The following is a 17439-nucleotide window of genomic DNA, read 5'->3' as shown; positions in this document are numbered from 1 at the left end:
AAAAGCCGTAAGCGGAGCGTGAAAAGCTGTGCGTCGCATGTCAGACTCATCACTCTTGCGTGGAGTTGATGTATGACATGAGCCGGTTTGCCTGGCTGCCCGCTTACGGCTGCCTGACATTGGTATTTGCTGTTTGTGGTCCGGGTCTGGGATCAGCCCACGCGACAACAGAGCAACCGGTCGGCACGCGCTTCGCCATTCCTGCCCAGCCGCTTTCCACCGCGCTTATCGCGTTTGGCAAGCAGGCTAATGTGCAGGTGCTTACGGCCGGGCAAACGGTTGATGCACTGCGCTCGCATACGGTGACTGGCACGTTGGCGACCGAGGCCGCCTTGCGCCAGCTGCTGGAAGGCACGGGCATGACGTATACGTTCGTGGATGCGCGCACCGTGGTGGTCAAACCGGTTGCGGCAACGGCATCAGCCTCGAAGCCGGCATCAAACCCCAGCGCGATCACGGCGACGCTGCTGCCGCCGATCCAGGCCATCGGCCTCGTAGGCAAGGACGAGGGCTTCATGGCCGATGTCAGCAGCGGCCCCACGCGTACGGTGTCCGACCCGCTCGATGTGCCGCAGTCAGTGGGCATCGTCACCCAGGGACTTCTGCAATCACAGCAGGTGCAGACCATTGCTGAGGCGATCCAGAACATCGCCGGCGTGGAATACGTGGATGGATCGAGCGGTCTGCCGATTTTCAACGTGCGTGGCTTCACCACCGGCAATGGCATGACGGATGGCATGCCGAACAACATCCTGGGTATCGGTGATTTTCCGCCAATGATCGGCGTGGAGCGCATCGAGGTATTGAAGGGGCCGGAAGCGATCCTTGGCGATACCTCCGCCTATAACAATTTCGGCGGCTTGATCGATGTGGTGCTTAAGAAGCCACAGCCCGAGCCGATTCATCAGATCAGCTTCTCCATCGGAGAGCATGGCGAAAAGCAGCTCGGGCTGGATCTGGCCGGTGCTTTGAATAACAGCCAGTCGCTGAGCTATCGCCTGGTGGCCAATGGGGACATCTCCGATCACACCCAGCAGGGCATGCACGGGCATCGCAATCGCTACCTGGCACCATCGATAGGTTGGTCCACACCCAACACCACGTTCATCGCCGGCATGTCCTGGATGATGAACCACTCGCCGGTTCCGGATCACACCATTCTGCTCGATGGCACGGTGTCTTCCTCCTCGCCGTTCGGTCTGCTGCTGGATAACCCGAACGACCACACATCCATCGAAACGCGCCGGCTGTATTACATGCTGGAGCATCGCTTCAACCATATCTTTTCGTTCCGCAGCCGTGCGCAGTACGTACGCGAGTCGATCAATTCGCAGTACTGGCTGATGGACGGCAACGAACCTTCCGGCAATACGACGGCGACCGGAGTGGTCTACCGCACCTCCGATGCTTACTACGTGCTGCAGAATGACGTCACCGCATCCTTTGGTAACAGCTGGATGCAGCACGCGGTCGTGCTGGGTTTTGATTATTCGCGCATCTTGCTTGGCAGCGAATACTACGCCGGTAGCAACAGCGGCAATGGCATGTCGTACAACATCTTTAACGGCGGTCCGTTGGCGCCGGCGGCCACTGCGCTTTCTCCGAGCGATTACGCCCTTGGATATTCCTCGGGTGAGCCGTGGATTACGGAAACGGGCTTGTTCCTGCAAGACCAGATCTCTCTCGGTACGCACTGGAACTTGCTGATGGCCTGGCGCCGCACCGGCTATGAAATGCAGGCTTATGACGCCGACGGCAACCAAGTACTCAACCAGCACCGCGTGCAGTGGATACCCAACTACGGCATTGTGTACAAGCTCACGCCGGATGTTTCGATCTACGCCAATACGTCCAACGGCTTTCAGCCGGATACGGGGTTAGGCAAGAACAACCACCCACTGCCGCCGGCCTTGTCGCGGCAGATCGAACTGGGCACCAAGTTCGATCTGTTCGACAACCACGCGCGCCTGACCATCGCTGCCTACCGCATCATGCTCAACAGCAGTGCAGACTTGTTTAGTTTGCAGCCGCCGTATTACTACGTTCCGGGGCCGGGACAGTCGAACAAAGGCCTGGAAGTGGAGTTCAACGGACAAATCGCGCCGGGCTGGGACTTCAGTACCGCATTTACCAATGCACTGGTTCATAACAATGACGGCTCACTGCCGCAGGGTACGCCGCAGCGGACGTTCAACCTGTGGACCAGCTACATGTTCCAGAACGGCTGGATGCGCGGTTTTGGTGTCGCCGGCGGCGTGCTGGCGCGCAGCCGTAGTTATGGCCAGCTCTCGGATGGCGATGCGTACATCACCATTCCAGGCCAGGCCAGTGTGTCAGCGAACGTGTTTTATCGAGCCGCGCACTGGAGTGTGACGTTTGGCGTGAAGAATTTGCTCGGGCGCACGTTGTATGGTCCTCAATTTGACGAAACCTTCGTTCCCTTTCGTGATCACCGCACTTATCTGCTAAGTGGCAATTACGATTTCTGAGACGGCTCCCGCTCCATGCGATGAAGCGGGAGCCATGCGTGTCGTCAGAAGTGATACGTACCGGTGACGCTCACCACATCGCCCGAATCGGCGAAGTAACCATCCATCGAGCCGCCACCCAGTATTGGCTGATTGACGATGTTGACCGGCGTGTTGCTGACGAACAGATGCTGGTAGCCGAGGTCGAAGCTCAGATGCTGGGTGGGCTTGTAGCCGATACCGACGCCCAGCAGTTTGCGATTGCCATCCGGTACGCGTGGATCGCGGCTGAGGAGGACGGTAGGCGTTTCGTCATAACCGATGCCCGCACGCAGGATCCACTGATCATTGAGCTTGTAGTCGCCACCTAACGAGAACAAATAGCCGTCCTTGTATTGCTCGGGCAACGCCAGCAGCTGCTGGCCATTCGACGTCAGTATCAGGTTCTGGAAGGTCGACCACTGCGTCCACTTCACCGTGGCAGCAAGTGAGAAGCGCTCATTGAAGGCATGCAGCCAGTCCAGGCTGGCGAACGCAGGATTATCGAAGCGTACGCTCGCTGGTGCACCATTGGGGTTGATGGTGGGCAAGCTGGGATCCAACGTCGGTGCCAGTTCCAACACTTCCTTGCCTTCCGCACCGCCGTAAAGGGCGTAGTTGCCGCTCAGCGTGTTCTTCACGTATGAGTGATAGCTGAAGCCGAGACTGTCCTGATCAGTGGGCTTGAATTCGAAGCCGCCGAAATAGCCAAAGGAAATACTGCGCCTCACCGTGACATTGAGTTGCTCGTCATCCTGTTGCGGCGGTAGCGGCAGTCCAAACAAGGCTTGGGCGGCGCCATTCGGATCGATCACCGTATTGAGTTGTGCCCGGGTGTGCTGACCGAGAATGCCAATGCCGGCGGAGAAGCGGTCATTGAGTTTGAAGGCGGCCGACAAGCTCACGTTATACGACTCAAGATTTGTGCGCGTGCCGAAATAACGCCCTTCCCACGTGGGGTCGTATTCGCTTTGAAGGCCGTAAGGCACGGTCAGCGCGCCACCCAGGGCAAACCAATCATTGATGGGCGCGACCCAGGCAAGGTTCGGGAAGGGCACAAATTTGTTGAAGCCGTTCGGATTGTTGCCGGTGGTCGGATTGTTATCGACATCCAGGACCTGGCCGTTGAACTGTGCCGAAGGACGAATCATGGTCGCGGTCGCCTGTAGCACGGGTGCGCTGAAAAAGGCCATGGCCGCTGGATTGTTGTAAGCCGCGGTGGGATCGTCGGGAAACAGTGAACCACCCGCATTGGCTCGCGCCCAGCCGGCGGCATTATCGGTGGGCAATTGGAAGGCACTGGCCTGCGCGATCACAGGAAAGGCAAACGCGGACACCACAGCCAAAGCAAGGATCGAGCGGCTGCCGTAGCCGGTCTTATCGGGCTTGGAATGATGGTTCATGTTTTCTCCTTTGGCGGCGCTGGGCGGGACGACGCAAAGTTTCTGCAAACAGTGTAAGTGAAATGTCGACGTTTCCTTTCACTTATTCCAAGTCCGCCTTCGTTCTGGCGTGGCAACGTGGAAAAGCTGCTGCTGGCGTTGCTGCACGCCATCCGTTTACGCTGCAAACGCACATGAAATTTGATCGCGATGGGTCCGATGCGGGCAGGGGCGACACGTTTGCATGCGCAGCAAAGCGCGAAAGTCAGACGGGCATTCCATTCTCAAAGATGAGTTTGGAACCATCGCATCAAATCGCGACGGTGAACGCGAATGAATGTTGCAGGAGCATCTTGAGCGCCGCCTCAAAGGACTTTTCGAGTCCGAAAAGGCTGCAGGATTTTCACGCTTGTGACTATTAGCTCGATGCAAATCCGCGCTTGCGCGTTGCGCTTACTATTTTGATCGAGATATCTGCAGTGAAAAGTGGCAGTCGAGTGCGCGGGATTTTTATGTGGTGCAAGCGCGAACAAAGATGCGCTCGAGCGGAATATTTTGCCCCTACAAAAAAACGTGACCGAGTTCATGTAAGTGTCATCTTACGATCACGAAGTCTGCATGTTAGAAAGATCGCCAAGGGGAAAAGAGCGGCGCGAAGCACATAAAAGTCGCACTTGTTTCATGCATGCAAAAAATAATTTGGGGATTTCTTTACCGAAGATGTCAGTTGTGGATGTGCGTTTGGTGCATCGTGGCTTTGTCGTGACGTTGCCGTTACGGAACACATCACCGGTTCACGAGCACCTTTTCTTACAAAAAAACTCCTTGGGGAGAACTACACGTGAGATTTGTAGCCGTACGTCATGGTGGCCATCGCGCCGCCAAGCTTGCCCTTACCCTTTTGGCAGCCAGTCTGGCCTTAGCCCATGCGTCTAATAGCCATGCAGCTGCCACGATTGGCCTGTTGTCCAAGCCACAGATTACGCAGGCGCCGAACAACAATGACCGCGTCACCCTGCCTGGCAATGTGTCGCTTTATGCGACCGCTGCGAACGACAAGGGGCGTGTCGACGATTCCACCGCGATGAACCACATGCTATTGCAGCTCAAGCGTCCCGCTGATCGCGAACAGGCGCTGCAGACGCTGATGCAGCAGCAGCTCACCAAAGGTTCGCCGAACTATCACAACTGGTTGACCAATGCGGGACTTGGCGAGCAATACGGTCCGTCCCAGCTGGATATTGATGCGATCACCAATTGGTTGAAGTCGCAAGGCTTCACGGTGAACAAGGTGTACCAGAACGGCATGACGATCGACTTCTCCGGCACCGCCGGACAAGTGCGTCAGGCATTCGCAACCGAGATCCATCATCTGAACATCAACGGCGAAAGCCACATTGGCAACATGAGCGAGCCACAGATCCCGGCCGCACTCGCCAGTGTGGTGGAAGGCGTGGTGTCGCTGAATGATTTCCGTCCGCATGTGAACTACAAACAGCACGTGGACTACACCTTCACCGAAAGCAGCTCCACGTACTACGCCGTGACACCAGCCGACCTGGCGACGATCTACAACCTCAATCCGCTGTTCAGCGCGGGCGTCAATGGCAGCGGCGAAACGATTGCGCTGATCGAAGATACCAACGTTTATTCGACCAGCGACATCACCACATTCCGCTCCACCTTCGGGCTGCCCACGGCCAATTTCAGCCAGGTGCATCCGGAAAGCTGCACGAATCCGGGTGATGTGGTCGGCAATGATGGCGAAGCGGAACTCGACGTGGAATACGCCGGCGCAGCCGCACCGGGTGCCACGCTGGAGCTGGTATCGTGCGCCGATAGCTCCACCACCTTCGGTGGCCTGATTGCGATGGAGAATCTGCTCGAAGCGGGCAGTGCGCCAACAGTGTGGAGCGTGAGCTACGGCGAATGCGAAGCGGCAAATGGTGCCACTCAGAACGCAGCTTACAGCTCGACGTACGAGAGTGCGGCCGCCGAAGGTATCTCCGTGTTCGTCTCCGCGGGTGACGAAGGCGCAGCCAGCTGCGATGCGGATGAGAGCAACGCGACACACGGTATCGGCGTCAGTGGCTTTGCTTCCACGCCGTACAATGTGGCAGTGGGTGGCACCGATTTCGGCGATACCTATGCAGGTACTAACAGCACGTACTGGAGTTCGAGCAATGGCTCGACCTATGAGTCGGCTCTGTCGTACATCCCGGAGATTCCGTGGAACGACTCCTGCGCCAGTTCGTTGATCTCCTCGAAAGAAGGCTACAGCACGCCATACGGCAAGACCGGCTTCTGCAACAGCAGCACCGGTAAAGAGGACTTTCTGACCACAGCGTCGGGCAGCGGCGGTCCCAGCGGTTGCGCCACCGGCTCGCCGAGTACCAGCGGCGTCGTCAGCGGCAGCTGTGCGGGTTGGAGCAAGCCTTCGTGGCAGTCGGGCCTGGTTGGCAACCCCAGTGATGGCGTGCGTGATATCCCGGACGTCTCGCTGTTCGCAGCCAATGGCGTGTGGGGTCATTACTACGTTTACTGCTACAGCAACACGGCTGGCGAGGGCGCAGCTTGTACGGGTGCTCCGAGTGGCTGGGCCGGTGCGGGCGGTACCTCGTTTGCCTCGCCGATCATGGCGGGTATCCAGGCACTGGTCGATCAGCACAACGGGTTTACCACCGGTGCCGGCGATCCGGATTCGGTGTACTACTCGCTGGCCAAGACCGAATACGGTTCATCCGGTAGCAGCACCTGCAATTCCAGCAACGGCAATACCGTGGGTAGCTCGTGCATCTTCTACGACGTCACCCAGGGCGATATGGACGTGAATTGCACGGGTTCGCACAGCTGCTATAAGCCCTCGGGCACGTACGGTGTGCTGTCGACTTCCACATCTGCGTATGACAAGGCCTATGGCACAGGCACGGGTTGGGATTTCGCTACCGGTATCGGTTCGGTGAATGCCTATAACTTGGTGTACGCGTCGGCTTGGTAAAAGATCGGTCGATGTGATCTTGGACGCCCCCTGGTTTTTCAGGGGGCGTTTTTTGCAGTTCGCTCTGGCGATACGGGACAATCGGTCCGATCGTTGCCAAAAGAGCGGTTCCCATATGAATCAAGAGCAGTGGAATTTTCTCGATCGTTATTTCGGCGATCAGATCGTGCACAGCGATGCAGCGCTCAAGGCTGCGCTGGAGGCCAGCATCAAGGCCGGACTTCCTTCGATCAACGTTGCGGAGAACCAGGGCAAGTTTCTGCATCTGCTGGCGAAGATTCGCGGTGCGCGCCGCATTTTGGAAATTGGCACGCTTGGCGGATACAGCTCGATCTGGCTGGCGCGTGCTTTGCCCGCAGGCGGCGCGCTCGTTACGCTGGAAGCCGATGCCGATTACGCTGCCGTGGCCCGCGCCAATATCGAGTGGGCAGGGCTGTCTGACGCGGTCTCCGTCATACTTGGCATGGCAGCAGACTCGCTTCAGCAGATGATTGCAGACGGTGTCGAGCCCTTCGATCTGGTGTTCATCGATGCGGACAAGCCAAGCTATCCGGATTATTTACGTCTGTGCTTGAAGCTATCCCGCACAGGTACGGTCATCGTCGCCGACAATGTCATCCGGCACGGCAAACTGGCTGACCCCGCGAACACCGATCCGGATGTGCAGGGCATGCGTCAATTCTTCGATCTGCTGGCCAAGCATGCGGAGGTTGAGTCCACCGCGATCCAGACAGTAGGCGCCAAGGGTTGGGATGGCTTCTCGATCTCGCTCGTGTCCCGCTGAGGCGTAGTGCGCTTACTTCAACGCCGCCGCACCTATTGCGCGGCGGCGTCCGGCTGTTGCAGCCAGTGTGACGACCGATCAGGCGCGGCCGTAGACGTCGTCGAAGCGGACGATATCGTCTTCGCCCAGATAGCTGCCTGACTGCACTTCGATCAGCTCCAGCGGCACCTTGCCCGGATTGCGCAGACGATGGACGCTGCCCAGCGGGATGTAGGTGCTCTGGTTTTCCGCCATCAGGAACACCTTGTCATCGCAGGTGACCTCGGCGGTGCCCGACACCACGATCCAGTGCTCAGCGCGGTGGTGATGCTTCTGCAGGCTCAGGCTGGCACCAGGCTTCACCACGATGCGCTTCACCTGGAAACGGCCGCCCGCTTCGAGCGAGTCATAACTGCCCCACGGACGATGCACCACGCGGTGGAAGGAGTGTTCAGTGCGACCGGAAGCCTTCAACTGATCCACAACCTTCTTCACATCTTGCGCGGCATCACGGTGCGCAACCAGAGTGGCATCCGGCGTGCTGACCACGATCAGGTCGTCCACGCCTACAGTGGCGATCATGTGGCGATCGTGCGAGCGCAACAGCGAGTTGCGGGTATTCACCGTCAAGGTGTCACCCTCGCGCTGGTTGCCCTGTTCGTCGTGCTGGCCGGACAGCCACAGTGCCGACCAGGAGCCGATATCGCTCCAGGCACAGCTGACCGGGATCACCGCGGCGCGGGAGGTTTTCTCCATCACGGCATAGTCGATCGAATTATCCGGCACCTTGGCAAATGCCTCGGCATCTACGCGCACGAAGTCCAGATCGCCGTGCCCGGTGGCGTACGCTGCGCGCACGGTGGCAAGCATGTCGGGAGCGTGCTGGCCCAGCTCTTCCAGGTAGCGGGAGGCCTTGAACAGGAACATGCCTGAGTTCCAGTCGTAGCCGCCGTCTTTGACGTAGCTTTCGGCCGTGGTGAGGTTCGGCTTTTCCACGAAACGTTCCACACGGAATGCGCTGCCGTCGATCGACTCTGCCCGGCGAATGTAGCCAAATCCCGTTTCCGGACGATCCGGGCGGATGCCGAACGTCACCAACCAGCCATCACGAGCCGCAGACAATGCTTGTTGCACTGCAGCGGCAAAGTTTTCCGTGTCGCCAATCAGGTGATCAGCGGGCAGCACCAGTAGAAGGGCCTGCGGGTCGCGCTCGACCGCTTTCAGCGCGCCCAGGGCTATGGCTGGGGCAGTGTTGCGGGCGATGGGTTCCAACACGATGGTGGCGCCTTGTACGCCAGCTTCCAGCAGTTGGTCAGCCGCCAAGAATCGATGGTCTTCGCTGGCGACGATGATCGGCGCCGTGGCTTCTGGCAGCTTCTGCGTGCGGGTGACTGCTTGCTGGAAAAGCGTGCCGTCGCCGCTGAGTGCGAGAAACTGCTTAGGAAGGTTTCTGCGCGAGACCGGCCACAGGCGGGTGCCGCTACCACCACTGAGGATGAGAGGAATCAACATGTTTTATAGGACCAGTGCTTTGATAATGTGACGCAAACCTTGCCGCCAATCCGGCATAGGATAGCTAAATTGCTGCTGGAAGCCTGTGTTGTCCAGTACAGACCAGGCCGGTCGACGAGCGGGGGTAGGGAATTCTGCGGTCGTGATAGGGGTCAGCTTCGGCACGCGGGTAAGTAATCCCAACGTCTTGGCTTCCTGCATGATGACCTCGGCAAACCCATGCCAGGTAGTGCTGCCGCTGGCGACCAGATGATGCACGCCATTTAATTGATCGCGTCGCATGGGGTCGGCTTCCAGCCAGGTATCGAGGGCAGCAAGGGTAGCCTGCACGATCAGCGTCGTATCGGTGGGGCTGCCGTGTTGGTCAGCTACGATTCGGATTTCTTCGCGCTCTCCCGCCAGGCGAAGCATCGTACGAAGGAAATTTTGCCCGTGCGACGAGTAGACCCAGGCGGTCCGCAGCAATAAATGATGGGCGCCGCTCTCTCGCAAGGAGATTTCCCCAGCGAGCTTGCTGCGCCCATAAGCACCAAGCGGAGCGGCTGGGGCGCTGATGGGATAGGGCGCTGTGGCGTTCCCGCTGAAGACGTAGTCGGTGGAGTAATGAATCACCAGGGCGTCGTTGTTGGCAGTCCATTTGGCGAGCACGCCAACGGCATCGCCATTGATTCGCGTGGCCTGCGCTTCTTCGCTCTCAGCGCGATCCACCGCCGTATAGGCGGCAGTATTGACGATCAATCGTGGTTGCAGCCGGTCCAGCAGGCTGGGCAACGTGTCAGGCTGCGATAGATCAGCGACCTCGGCTGGGTTGCCGTCGAAGCGTCGACCGTCGCGTGTGGCAGCAAAAAGCTTTCCGCGTGTTGCCAGGCCACCGTGTTCGATAAAGCTACGGCCAAGCTGTCCGTTGGCGCCAAGTAGCAGGATGTTCATGTTTCGAACAGCGGCAAACGATCGGGCGATACGTCGGCCAGTAGTGGCGACTTGACGTCCTTGGCGGAAACTAGCGGTTCGCTGATCGGCCAATCGACGCCGATAGCTGCATCGTTCCAGCAAATGCCTGCATCCGCCGCCGCGTCATACAGTGTCGTGCACTGGTAAGTGAACGTCGCAAAATCAGATAGCACGCAAAAACCATGGGCGAAGCCGGGCGGAATCCACATGTGCCGATGGTTGTCGGCAGTTAGCATCACGCTCGTCCATTGCCCAAAAGTGGGCGAGCCGCGGCGGATGTCCACGGCGACGTCGTAAACCTCACCCTCCAGCACGCTGACCAGCTTGCCCTGCGGATTCGGCCACTGATAGTGAAGACCGCGCAGCACGCCCTTCGAAGAGCGCGAGACATTGGTCTGCACGAAGTTCGCGTGAATGCCGAGCTTGGCGTATTTCGCCTCGTTGTAACTCTCGTAAAAGAAACCGCGTGGATCCTCGAATACCTGCGGCTCGACCACCAGCACGCCTGGTAGGGAAGTCTGTATAGCTTTCATCGAGCGGGCACCTGCTTTACCAATTGAACGAGATATTGGCCGTAGCCGGTCTTGATCAGCGGCTCCGCCAGGCGCATGACCTGTTCGGCATCGATCCAACCGCTGAGATAGGCGATTTCCTCAGGGCAGCAAACCTTCAGCCCTTGCCGGTTTTCAATGGTCTGGATGTAGTTGCCCGCTTCCATCAGAGATTCGTGCGTGCCGGTATCGAGCCAGGCGTAGCCGCGGCCGAGTTGCTCCAGATGCAGCGAGCCGTCGTCAAGATAGCGGCGGTTAAGGTCGGTGATCTCAAGCTCGCCGCGCGGGGATGGCTTGAGCTCCGCCGCGTAGTCGCACACGCGTGCATCGTAGAAATACAGGCCGGTGACGGCATACTGCGATTTCGGTTTGGCGGGTTTCTCCTCCAGCCCGATGACGCAGCCATCGGCATCGAACTCGGCCACCCCATAGCGTTCCGGATCCTTCACCCAATAACCGAATACGGTGGCACCATGCTCGCGCGCAGCGGCGCGCTTCAGCCGTTCGGTGAGGCCGACGCCATAGAAGATGTTGTCGCCCAGCACCAGGCAACTTGGATCCTTGCCAACGAAGTCGCGGCCGATCAGGAAAGCTTGGGCCAGACCGTCGGGGGAGGGCTGCACGGCATACTGGATGTCGATGCCCCATTGCGAGCCGTCGCCCAGCAGGCGCTGGAATAGCAGTTGCTCATGTGGGGTGTTGATCATCAGGACTTGCCGGATGCCGGCCAGCATCAGGGTGGCCAAGGGGTAATACACCATCGGCTTGTCGTAGACCGGCAACAGCTGCTTGCTGACGGCTTGTGTGATCGGATACAGCCGCGTGCCGGACCCGCCGGCGAGGATGATGCCTTTGTGCATGCTCATGCGCCGAGCCGCTCCATCCGATAGCTGCCGTCGAGCACCCTTTGCACCCACGGCTGGTGGGCAAGGTACCACTCCACGGTCTGCGCGATACCGCTTTCAAAGGTCTGCGAAGGACGCCAGCCTAACTCTCGCTGCAGCTTGCTTGAGTCGATCGCGTAACGGCGGTCATGGCCCGGGCGATCTTTCACATAGGTGATCAACGACTCGCGCTGGCGGCCATCTGTAAGCGGGCGATGCGTGTCGAGCAGGGCACAGATGGTTTTCACCACGGTAATGTTTTCGCGTTCCGCGTTGCCGCCCACATTGTAGGTTTCGCCGATCCTGCCGGCTTCCAGTACGCGGCGGATCGCGCTGCAATGGTCGCCGACGAACAGCCAGTCGCGGATATTTTTGCCGTCGCCGTAGACGGGCAGCGGCTCGCCGGCCAGCGCCTTCTGGATCACCAGAGGGATCAGCTTTTCAGGGAACTGGTACGGCCCGTAGTTGTTCGAGCAGTTGGTAGTGAGTGTGGGCAATCCGTAAGTGTGGTGGAACGCGCGCACCAGATGATCCGAGGCGGCCTTGGAGGCGGAGTAGGGTGAGTTGGGCGCATAGGGCGTGGTTTCGGTGAACTTGCCATCGGCGCCCAGCGAACCATAGACCTCGTCGGTGGACACGTGCAGGAAACGGAACGTGTCACGGGCTGCGTCTGCCAGGCCGCGCCAATAGTCGCGGGCGCATTCCAGCAGGCCCAGCGTGCCCACCACATTGGTCTCGATGAAGGCAGCCGGGCCGTCGATCGAGCGGTCCACATGCGATTCGGCGGCAAAGTTGACGATCGCCGCTGGACGATGTTTGACCAGCAGACTGGTTACCAGTGACCGGTCGCCAATGTCGCCTTGCACGAAGACATGCCCATCGTGGTTTTGCAGCGGCGCCAAGGTGTCCAGGTTGCCAGCGTAGGTCAGCTTGTCGAGGTTGATGACGCGCAGACCGTGGTTTACTGCATGCAGCACGAAGTTCGCGCCGATGAAGCCGGCTCCGCCGGTAACAAGCAGCGTTCTCATGGACATGCGCGAATCCTTACATGGCGAACGATTATTGTGGCATGGCCCGGAGGCCGGACAAAGCGCATGCCGCAAGTAGGGAGACCGTCGCACCGAGCTGCATTCATTAAGGCAAGGTCAGGTTTCGCAGGTAGAATGCTGGATCGATCCACGCGGTATGGGGGGGACGTACGGTCCCGGGCCGCCTTATGTGATGACTGACATGACCAAAAAAGCCGCTTTACGCCACGGACTCGGAACGCGTGCCATTCATGCCGGGCAACAGCCCGACCCCAGTACCGGCGCGATCATGACGCCGATCTATGCCACCTCGACCTACGTGCAGGAAAGCCCTGGCAAGCACAAGGGGTACGAATATTCGCGTACGCAAAATCCTACGCGCATGGCCTATGAGCGCTGCGTGGCCGATCTGGAGGGCGGGGTTGCCGGTTTTGCATTCGGCTCCGGGCTGGCGGCAGCGGCAACGGTGCTCGATCTGCTGGACTCCGGTAGCCACGTTATCGCCATGGACGACCTCTATGGCGGCAGTTACCGGCTGTTCGAGCGTGTCCGTCGGCGCTCGGCTGGGCTCGATTTCAGCTTTATCGATCTGAATGATGCCCAGGCGCTGAAGGCCGCGCTCAAGCCCAATACGCGGATGATCTGGGCTGAGACGCCGACCAATCCGATGCTCAAGCTGGTCGATCTGGCCAAAGTCGCCGCATTCGCCAAGAAGCATGGGCTGATCCTGGTGGTTGACAATACCTTCTGTTCACCGATGATCCAGCGTCCGTTGGAGCTCGGTGCAGATCTCGTCCTGCACTCGGCGACCAAATACCTCAACGGCCATTCCGACATGGTCGGCGGCATCGTCGTGGCCGGCAGCAAGGATCTGGCCGAGCAGATGGGTTTCCTGCAGAACTCGGTCGGTGCCATCGCTGGTCCGTTTGACGCCTTCCTCGCCATGCGAGGCCTGAAGACCCTGCATCTGCGCATGAAGGCGCACTGTTCCAGTGCGCTGGAACTGGCGCAATGGCTGGAGAAGCACCCGGCAGTGGAACGGACGATTTATCCGGGTCTGAAGAGCCACCCGCAACACGCGCTGGCCAAGCGACAGATGCACGGCTTCGGCGGCATCATCACGATCGAGGTGAAAGGCGGTCTTAAGAAGGCCAGACGTATGCTTGAACGTTGCGAATTGTTCGCGTTGGCTGAATCGTTGGGCGGGGTCGAAAGCCTGATCGAACATCCCGCGATCATGACTCATGCCTCAGTGCCTGCGGCGAACCGCAAGCGACTTGGTATCAGTGATGGGTTAATCCGCTTGTCGGTTGGCGTTGAGGATGTAAAGGATTTGAAGGACGAACTTGCAAGTGCGCTGAAAATCTAATTTACAGCGCTTTCTGGATTTCGCGCTTGCTGTCAATCCGCTGCCTTGGCAGGTCATTTGTCCAAAACCTGGTTTTCACTTCTGCAGGTGAAACGGGTGCAAACCTGATTGAGCATTATCAACGATGAATCAAATGTTGCTCGCACTATGGCGTTATCGCCATTTCATGATTTCAGCGATTAAGGCGGATCTCAGGACCCGCTTTAACCGCAGTAAGCTCGGTGCTTCTTGGATGATATTGCAGCCTCTGGCGCAGGTTGCCATTTACGCCGTCGTGCTTTCATCCCTCCTTGCGGCAAAGCTTCCAGCGGGGAAGGGAGCGCATCTTTCTTATGCGGTTTATCTGATTGCTGGAATGGTGCCCTGGTCCCTGTTTGCGGAAGTGACGTCACGTAGCCTGACCATGTTCGTGGATAACGCAGGTCTGATGAAGAAAATTGCGTTTCCGCGGATATGCATACCCGTCATTACCTTGGGCGGGGCGCTGGTGAATCATTCGCTGCTCCTGTTGGCAACCCTGGCGATCATTTTGATCACGAATCACCCTATAACGTGGCTCGTTCTCTGGGTGCCGTTGCTGACCATGGTTTTGCTGGTTTTCGCGGCGGCGCTTGGTCTGGTGCTTGGTGTCATCAATGTCTTTGTTCGCGATGTCGGACAAGTCATGAACGTTGTCTTGCAGTTGTGGTTCTGGATGACGCCGATCGTTTACGTTGCCGATGTTCTTCCGAAACAGTTTCAGTCGATCGTTGCGTTTAACCCTGTCACTCCGGTGATACAGGGGTATCAAAATGTCTTGCTGTTCCAGCAAATGCCGCCTTATGTCCGCTTGAGCCTGCTTTTGGTGGGAAGCACCGTTTTTTTAGGATTGGCCCTGTATATGTTCCGCAAGGCGTCGCCTGAACTGGTGGATGTGCTATGACGCGCGAGGTATTGAGGGTAGAAAAGGTGGGGAAGGCCTATCGGGACTATTCTTCGGAATGGTCGCGTTTTGCGAACTGGTTCGGCTTCAAAGGCCATAGCAGGCACGAAAAATGGGTGCTTCGCGATATCTCTTTCTCCGTAAAGGAGGGGGAGGCCATAGGTATCGTCGGTGAGAACGGTGCCGGCAAAAGCACGTTGCTGAAAATCATCACCGGTACTTCACGCGCGAGCGAGGGGACTGTCGCGTACTTTGGGCGAATCGCCGCCATCCTTGAGCTGGGCATGGGCTTCAACCCCGATCTGACTGGCCGCCAGAATGTCTATCATTCTTCCGGACTCATGGGTTTTAGCCGCCAGGATGTCGATGGTGTCATTGCTGCCATTGAGGATTTTGCGGAGATAGGCTCCTATTTCGACGAGCCCGTACGCACCTATTCCAGCGGCATGTCCATGCGCGTTGCATTCAGCGTTGCGACCGCATTTCGCCCGGAAGTGCTCATCGTCGATGAGGCGCTCTCAGTGGGCGATACCTACTTTCAACACAAGAGCTTTGCGCGTATCCGCGAATTCCAGAAGGCGGGTACCACGCTGCTTATCGTTTCCCACGACAAGGCGGCCGTTCAGGCGCTTTGTACCCGCGCCATTTTGCTTGAACATGGCCGCGTTATCCGGGATGGTGAACCCGAAGCGATCATGGATTACTACAACGCCCTGATCGCGGATAAAGAAAACAACAAAATTCGCACGGAAGTTAAGGCGGATGGCCGAACCCAGACGATATCGGGCACCGGCGAAGTCCAGGTGTCGAGCATCGCGCTTTATAACGCGGCCGGAGCGCCTGTCGAGTTTGTGGCGGTGGGGCAAGCCTTGCATCTGCGCGTGAAGGTTTCGGCAAAGGTAGCCGTGCCGCAACTCGTGCTTGGCTACATGATCAAGGACCGAACGGGGCAACAGGTGTATGGGACCAATACGTTCCATACGAAACAGGTGGTGTCCGATATCAAAAGCGGCGAATCCATTGAGTTCCTGGTCGACTTCCCCGCCAACCTGGGGCCGGGCCATTACTCCATTTCCACCGCACTGGTAAGCACGGATACCCATCTGGTCAATAACTACGAATGGCGTGATCTTGCGCTCACGTTCTCTGTGACCAATTTGGATAAGCCCGATTTCGTCGGGCTCGCGTGGATTCCGCCAAGCATCAAGGTGTTGCGCGCATGACCATGATCTCGTATGCCCAAAATTACGAGGACGTGATGCTGGTTCGTGCTCTTGCAGACATCAGCGAGGGCTTTTATGTAGACGTGGGCGCACAGCATCCCATCAATGGGTCGGTGACCAAGGCCTTTCAGTTGCGTGGGTGGCGCGGCGTCAATATCGAGCCGGTAGATCGCTGGTTTCGCTTGATTTGCGATGACCGTCCTCACGACATCAATCTCAACACGCCCATCTCCGATGTGCCTGGTTATATCGAACTTTTCGACGTCGAGGACACGGGTCTGTCGACAGTGAGCCAGGATTACGCTGAGCGTTACTCAAAAGACGGCTGGAATGTCGTCAAGAAACGACTGAAGGCGCATACATTGAACGCTGTCTTTCGGGCCTATGCGCCGAAGGACGTGCATTTCCTCAAAGTGGATGTCGAGGGTTCGGAAGCCGCTGTGCTTCGAAGCCTGGACTTGAGCCGCTTTCGCCCCTGGATCATTCTCGTCGAAGCCACCAAGCCCAATTCGCAGGAGCCGACATTTGGCGAATGGGAGCACTTGCTGCTCGACGCCAGTTACCTATTTGCCTACGACGACGGTCTGAATCGGTTTTATGTGGCTTGCGAGCACGAAGGTCGCATCAAGTATTTTTCGCGGCCACCAAACTTTTTTGACGATTTCATGCTCTATTCCGAATCGTGGGCGCGGGAGCAAATGGATCGCCTCTCTCAAGAGGTCGAGGTTGAACGTGCGAACGGGCAGCGAGTTCGCGAGGGTCACGGCGCTGCCATTGCCAGGGCCGAACACTTGGCGAACATGCAGGCCGAAATTCTGAATGGGCTGGATGACAGACTTGCCGTTTTCGGCGGGTATCTGGATCGTATGGCCAATCGGCTGGATAGCGCAGAGGCTGCGATCGAGCGTGTGCATGAACGGCTCAACTTTGCAGAAAATGTGCAGGTGGCCTTGGTTGAGGCCCAGAAACGCGAGCGTGCTGTCGACACCAAGTTGCAGCAGATTCTGCATAGCCGTTCTTGGCGCATAACGAAAGGACCACGTTTCATCGCGCGTGTCCTGCGTTCGGCGGTGCGGCGGGATTCATCCGGGGACTCCGAATTGAACAAATCTACTGCGATTCGCCTTTTGGTCGCAGCCACAAACCGCCCTGTGTTGCGGCGGATTGGCTCTATTCTTTTGATTGCTACGCCAGGGCTCAAGGCTCGCTTGGTTCGCACTGTCGTGAGCAATGCTCGACCCGCGGCACCGTCTGCTCCATCCGATATGGCGCCAGGCGGTGCAATGGACTTGCCCGGACGGGCGCAAACCGTTCGATCGATGCTTGATAGCGCTATGAAGTCCTCGTGA

The 17439-nt window shown here is 58.2% G+C and carries 13 protein-coding genes; 7 read left to right on the top strand and 6 right to left on the bottom strand.

Annotated elements, in window-relative coordinates; translation table 11 throughout:
* Positions 1-77 precede the first annotated feature (77 nt).
* Entirely contained in the window at positions 78-2489 is a 2412-nt protein-coding gene (locus tag ISN74_RS16885; protein WP_188800325.1) for a TonB-dependent receptor domain-containing protein, read from the top strand.
* A 44-nt stretch (positions 2490-2533) separates the two neighbouring features.
* On the opposite strand, the gene ISN74_RS16880 is transcribed toward ISN74_RS16885, so the two are convergent.
* Complete coding sequence (locus tag ISN74_RS16880; protein ID WP_188800324.1) at positions 2534-3910, bottom strand: outer membrane protein transport protein; 1377 nt, start codon at positions 3908-3910, stop codon at positions 2534-2536.
* A gap of 820 nt (positions 3911-4730) precedes the next feature.
* Here ISN74_RS16880 and ISN74_RS16875 point away from each other — a divergent pair.
* On the top strand, positions 4731-6887 hold the full coding sequence (locus tag ISN74_RS16875; RefSeq protein ID WP_188800323.1) for a S53 family peptidase: 2157 nt from the start codon (positions 4731-4733) through the stop codon (positions 6885-6887).
* Positions 6888-7002: 115 nt separating this feature from the next.
* A complete protein-coding gene (locus tag ISN74_RS16870; RefSeq protein ID WP_188800322.1) occupies positions 7003-7671 on the top strand; it encodes an O-methyltransferase in 669 nt (222 codons plus the stop codon).
* Between the two features lie 78 nt (positions 7672-7749).
* Here the strand turns inward: ISN74_RS16870 and ISN74_RS16865 are convergent, their stop codons facing one another.
* The 5 genes from ISN74_RS16865 to rfbB are packed head-to-tail and all read right to left on the bottom strand — an operon-like array spanning position 7750 to position 12576.
* The gene (locus tag ISN74_RS16865) at positions 7750-9162 is read right to left on the bottom strand and encodes a mannose-1-phosphate guanylyltransferase/mannose-6-phosphate isomerase (protein WP_188800321.1); all 1413 of its coding nucleotides are present in this window, start codon (positions 9160-9162) and stop codon (positions 7750-7752) included.
* Between the two features lie 3 nt (positions 9163-9165).
* Entirely contained in the window at positions 9166-10092 is a 927-nt protein-coding gene (gene rfbD, locus ISN74_RS16860) for a dTDP-4-dehydrorhamnose reductase (protein WP_188800320.1), read from the bottom strand.
* On the bottom strand, positions 10089-10646 hold the full coding sequence (gene rfbC / locus ISN74_RS16855) for a dTDP-4-dehydrorhamnose 3,5-epimerase (protein ID WP_188800319.1): 558 nt from the start codon (positions 10644-10646) through the stop codon (positions 10089-10091). The genes rfbD and rfbC overlap by 4 nt, the downstream gene beginning before the upstream one ends.
* Entirely contained in the window at positions 10643-11530 is an 888-nt protein-coding gene (gene rfbA, locus ISN74_RS16850) for a glucose-1-phosphate thymidylyltransferase RfbA (protein WP_188800318.1), read from the bottom strand. The genes rfbC and rfbA overlap by 4 nt, the downstream gene beginning before the upstream one ends.
* Complete coding sequence (rfbB, locus tag ISN74_RS16845; RefSeq protein WP_188800727.1) at positions 11527-12576, bottom strand: dTDP-glucose 4,6-dehydratase; 1050 nt, start codon at positions 12574-12576, stop codon at positions 11527-11529. The genes rfbA and rfbB overlap by 4 nt, the downstream gene beginning before the upstream one ends.
* 202 nt (positions 12577-12778) lie before the next feature.
* On the opposite strand from rfbB, the gene ISN74_RS16840 reads away from it, so the two are divergent.
* From ISN74_RS16840 to ISN74_RS16825, 4 genes are all read left to right on the top strand, one after another.
* Positions 12779-13945, top strand: a complete 1167-nt coding sequence (locus ISN74_RS16840) for a trans-sulfuration enzyme family protein (RefSeq protein WP_425488852.1) — start codon at positions 12779-12781, stop codon at positions 13943-13945.
* A gap of 124 nt (positions 13946-14069) precedes the next feature.
* Positions 14070-14867: an ABC transporter permease gene (locus ISN74_RS16835; protein ID WP_188800317.1), complete on the top strand. Its 798-nt coding sequence runs from the start codon at positions 14070-14072 to the stop codon at positions 14865-14867.
* Positions 14864-16090 carry an ABC transporter ATP-binding protein gene (locus ISN74_RS16830; protein ID WP_188800316.1) on the top strand — a complete coding sequence of 409 codons (1227 nt, stop codon included), beginning with the start codon at positions 14864-14866 and terminating at the stop codon, positions 16088-16090. Before ISN74_RS16835 ends, ISN74_RS16830 begins: the two co-directional genes overlap by 4 nt.
* Positions 16087-17439, top strand: a complete 1353-nt coding sequence (locus tag ISN74_RS16825; RefSeq protein WP_188800315.1) for an FkbM family methyltransferase — start codon at positions 16087-16089, stop codon at positions 17437-17439. The genes ISN74_RS16830 and ISN74_RS16825 overlap by 4 nt, the downstream gene beginning before the upstream one ends.

It is taken from the genome of Dyella caseinilytica (assembly GCF_016865235.1).
Lineage (GTDB): Bacteria > Pseudomonadota > Gammaproteobacteria > Xanthomonadales > Rhodanobacteraceae > Dyella_B > Dyella_B caseinilytica.
This window is presented reverse-complemented; position numbering and strand designations above follow the sequence as displayed.

Bases quoted from the DNA above. Each gene is read 5' to 3' on its own strand.
- ISN74_RS16885 (WP_188800325.1), top strand. From the start codon at position 78: ATGAGCCGGTTTGCCTGGCTGCCCGCTTACGGCTGCCTGACATTGGTA.
- ISN74_RS16880 (WP_188800324.1), bottom strand. From the start codon at position 3,910: ATGAACCATCATTCCAAGCCCGATAAGACCGGCTACGGCAGCCGCTCG.
- ISN74_RS16870 (WP_188800322.1), top strand. From the start codon at position 7,003: ATGAATCAAGAGCAGTGGAATTTTCTCGATCGTTATTTCGGCGATCAG.
- ISN74_RS16865 (WP_188800321.1), bottom strand. From the start codon at position 9,162: ATGTTGATTCCTCTCATCCTCAGTGGTGGTAGCGGCACCCGCCTGTGG.
- rfbD (WP_188800320.1), bottom strand. From the start codon at position 10,092: ATGAACATCCTGCTACTTGGCGCCAACGGACAGCTTGGCCGTAGCTTT.
- rfbC (WP_188800319.1), bottom strand. From the start codon at position 10,646: ATGAAAGCTATACAGACTTCCCTACCAGGCGTGCTGGTGGTCGAGCCG.
- rfbA (WP_188800318.1), bottom strand. From the start codon at position 11,530: ATGAGCATGCACAAAGGCATCATCCTCGCCGGCGGGTCCGGCACGCGG.
- rfbB (WP_188800727.1), bottom strand. From the start codon at position 12,576: ATGAGAACGCTGCTTGTTACCGGCGGAGCCGGCTTCATCGGCGCGAAC.
- ISN74_RS16840 (WP_425488852.1), top strand. From the start codon at position 12,779: ATGACCAAAAAAGCCGCTTTACGCCACGGACTCGGAACGCGTGCCATT.
- ISN74_RS16835 (WP_188800317.1), top strand. From the start codon at position 14,070: ATGAATCAAATGTTGCTCGCACTATGGCGTTATCGCCATTTCATGATT.
- ISN74_RS16830 (WP_188800316.1), top strand. From the start codon at position 14,864: ATGACGCGCGAGGTATTGAGGGTAGAAAAGGTGGGGAAGGCCTATCGG.
- ISN74_RS16825 (WP_188800315.1), top strand. From the start codon at position 16,087: ATGACCATGATCTCGTATGCCCAAAATTACGAGGACGTGATGCTGGTT.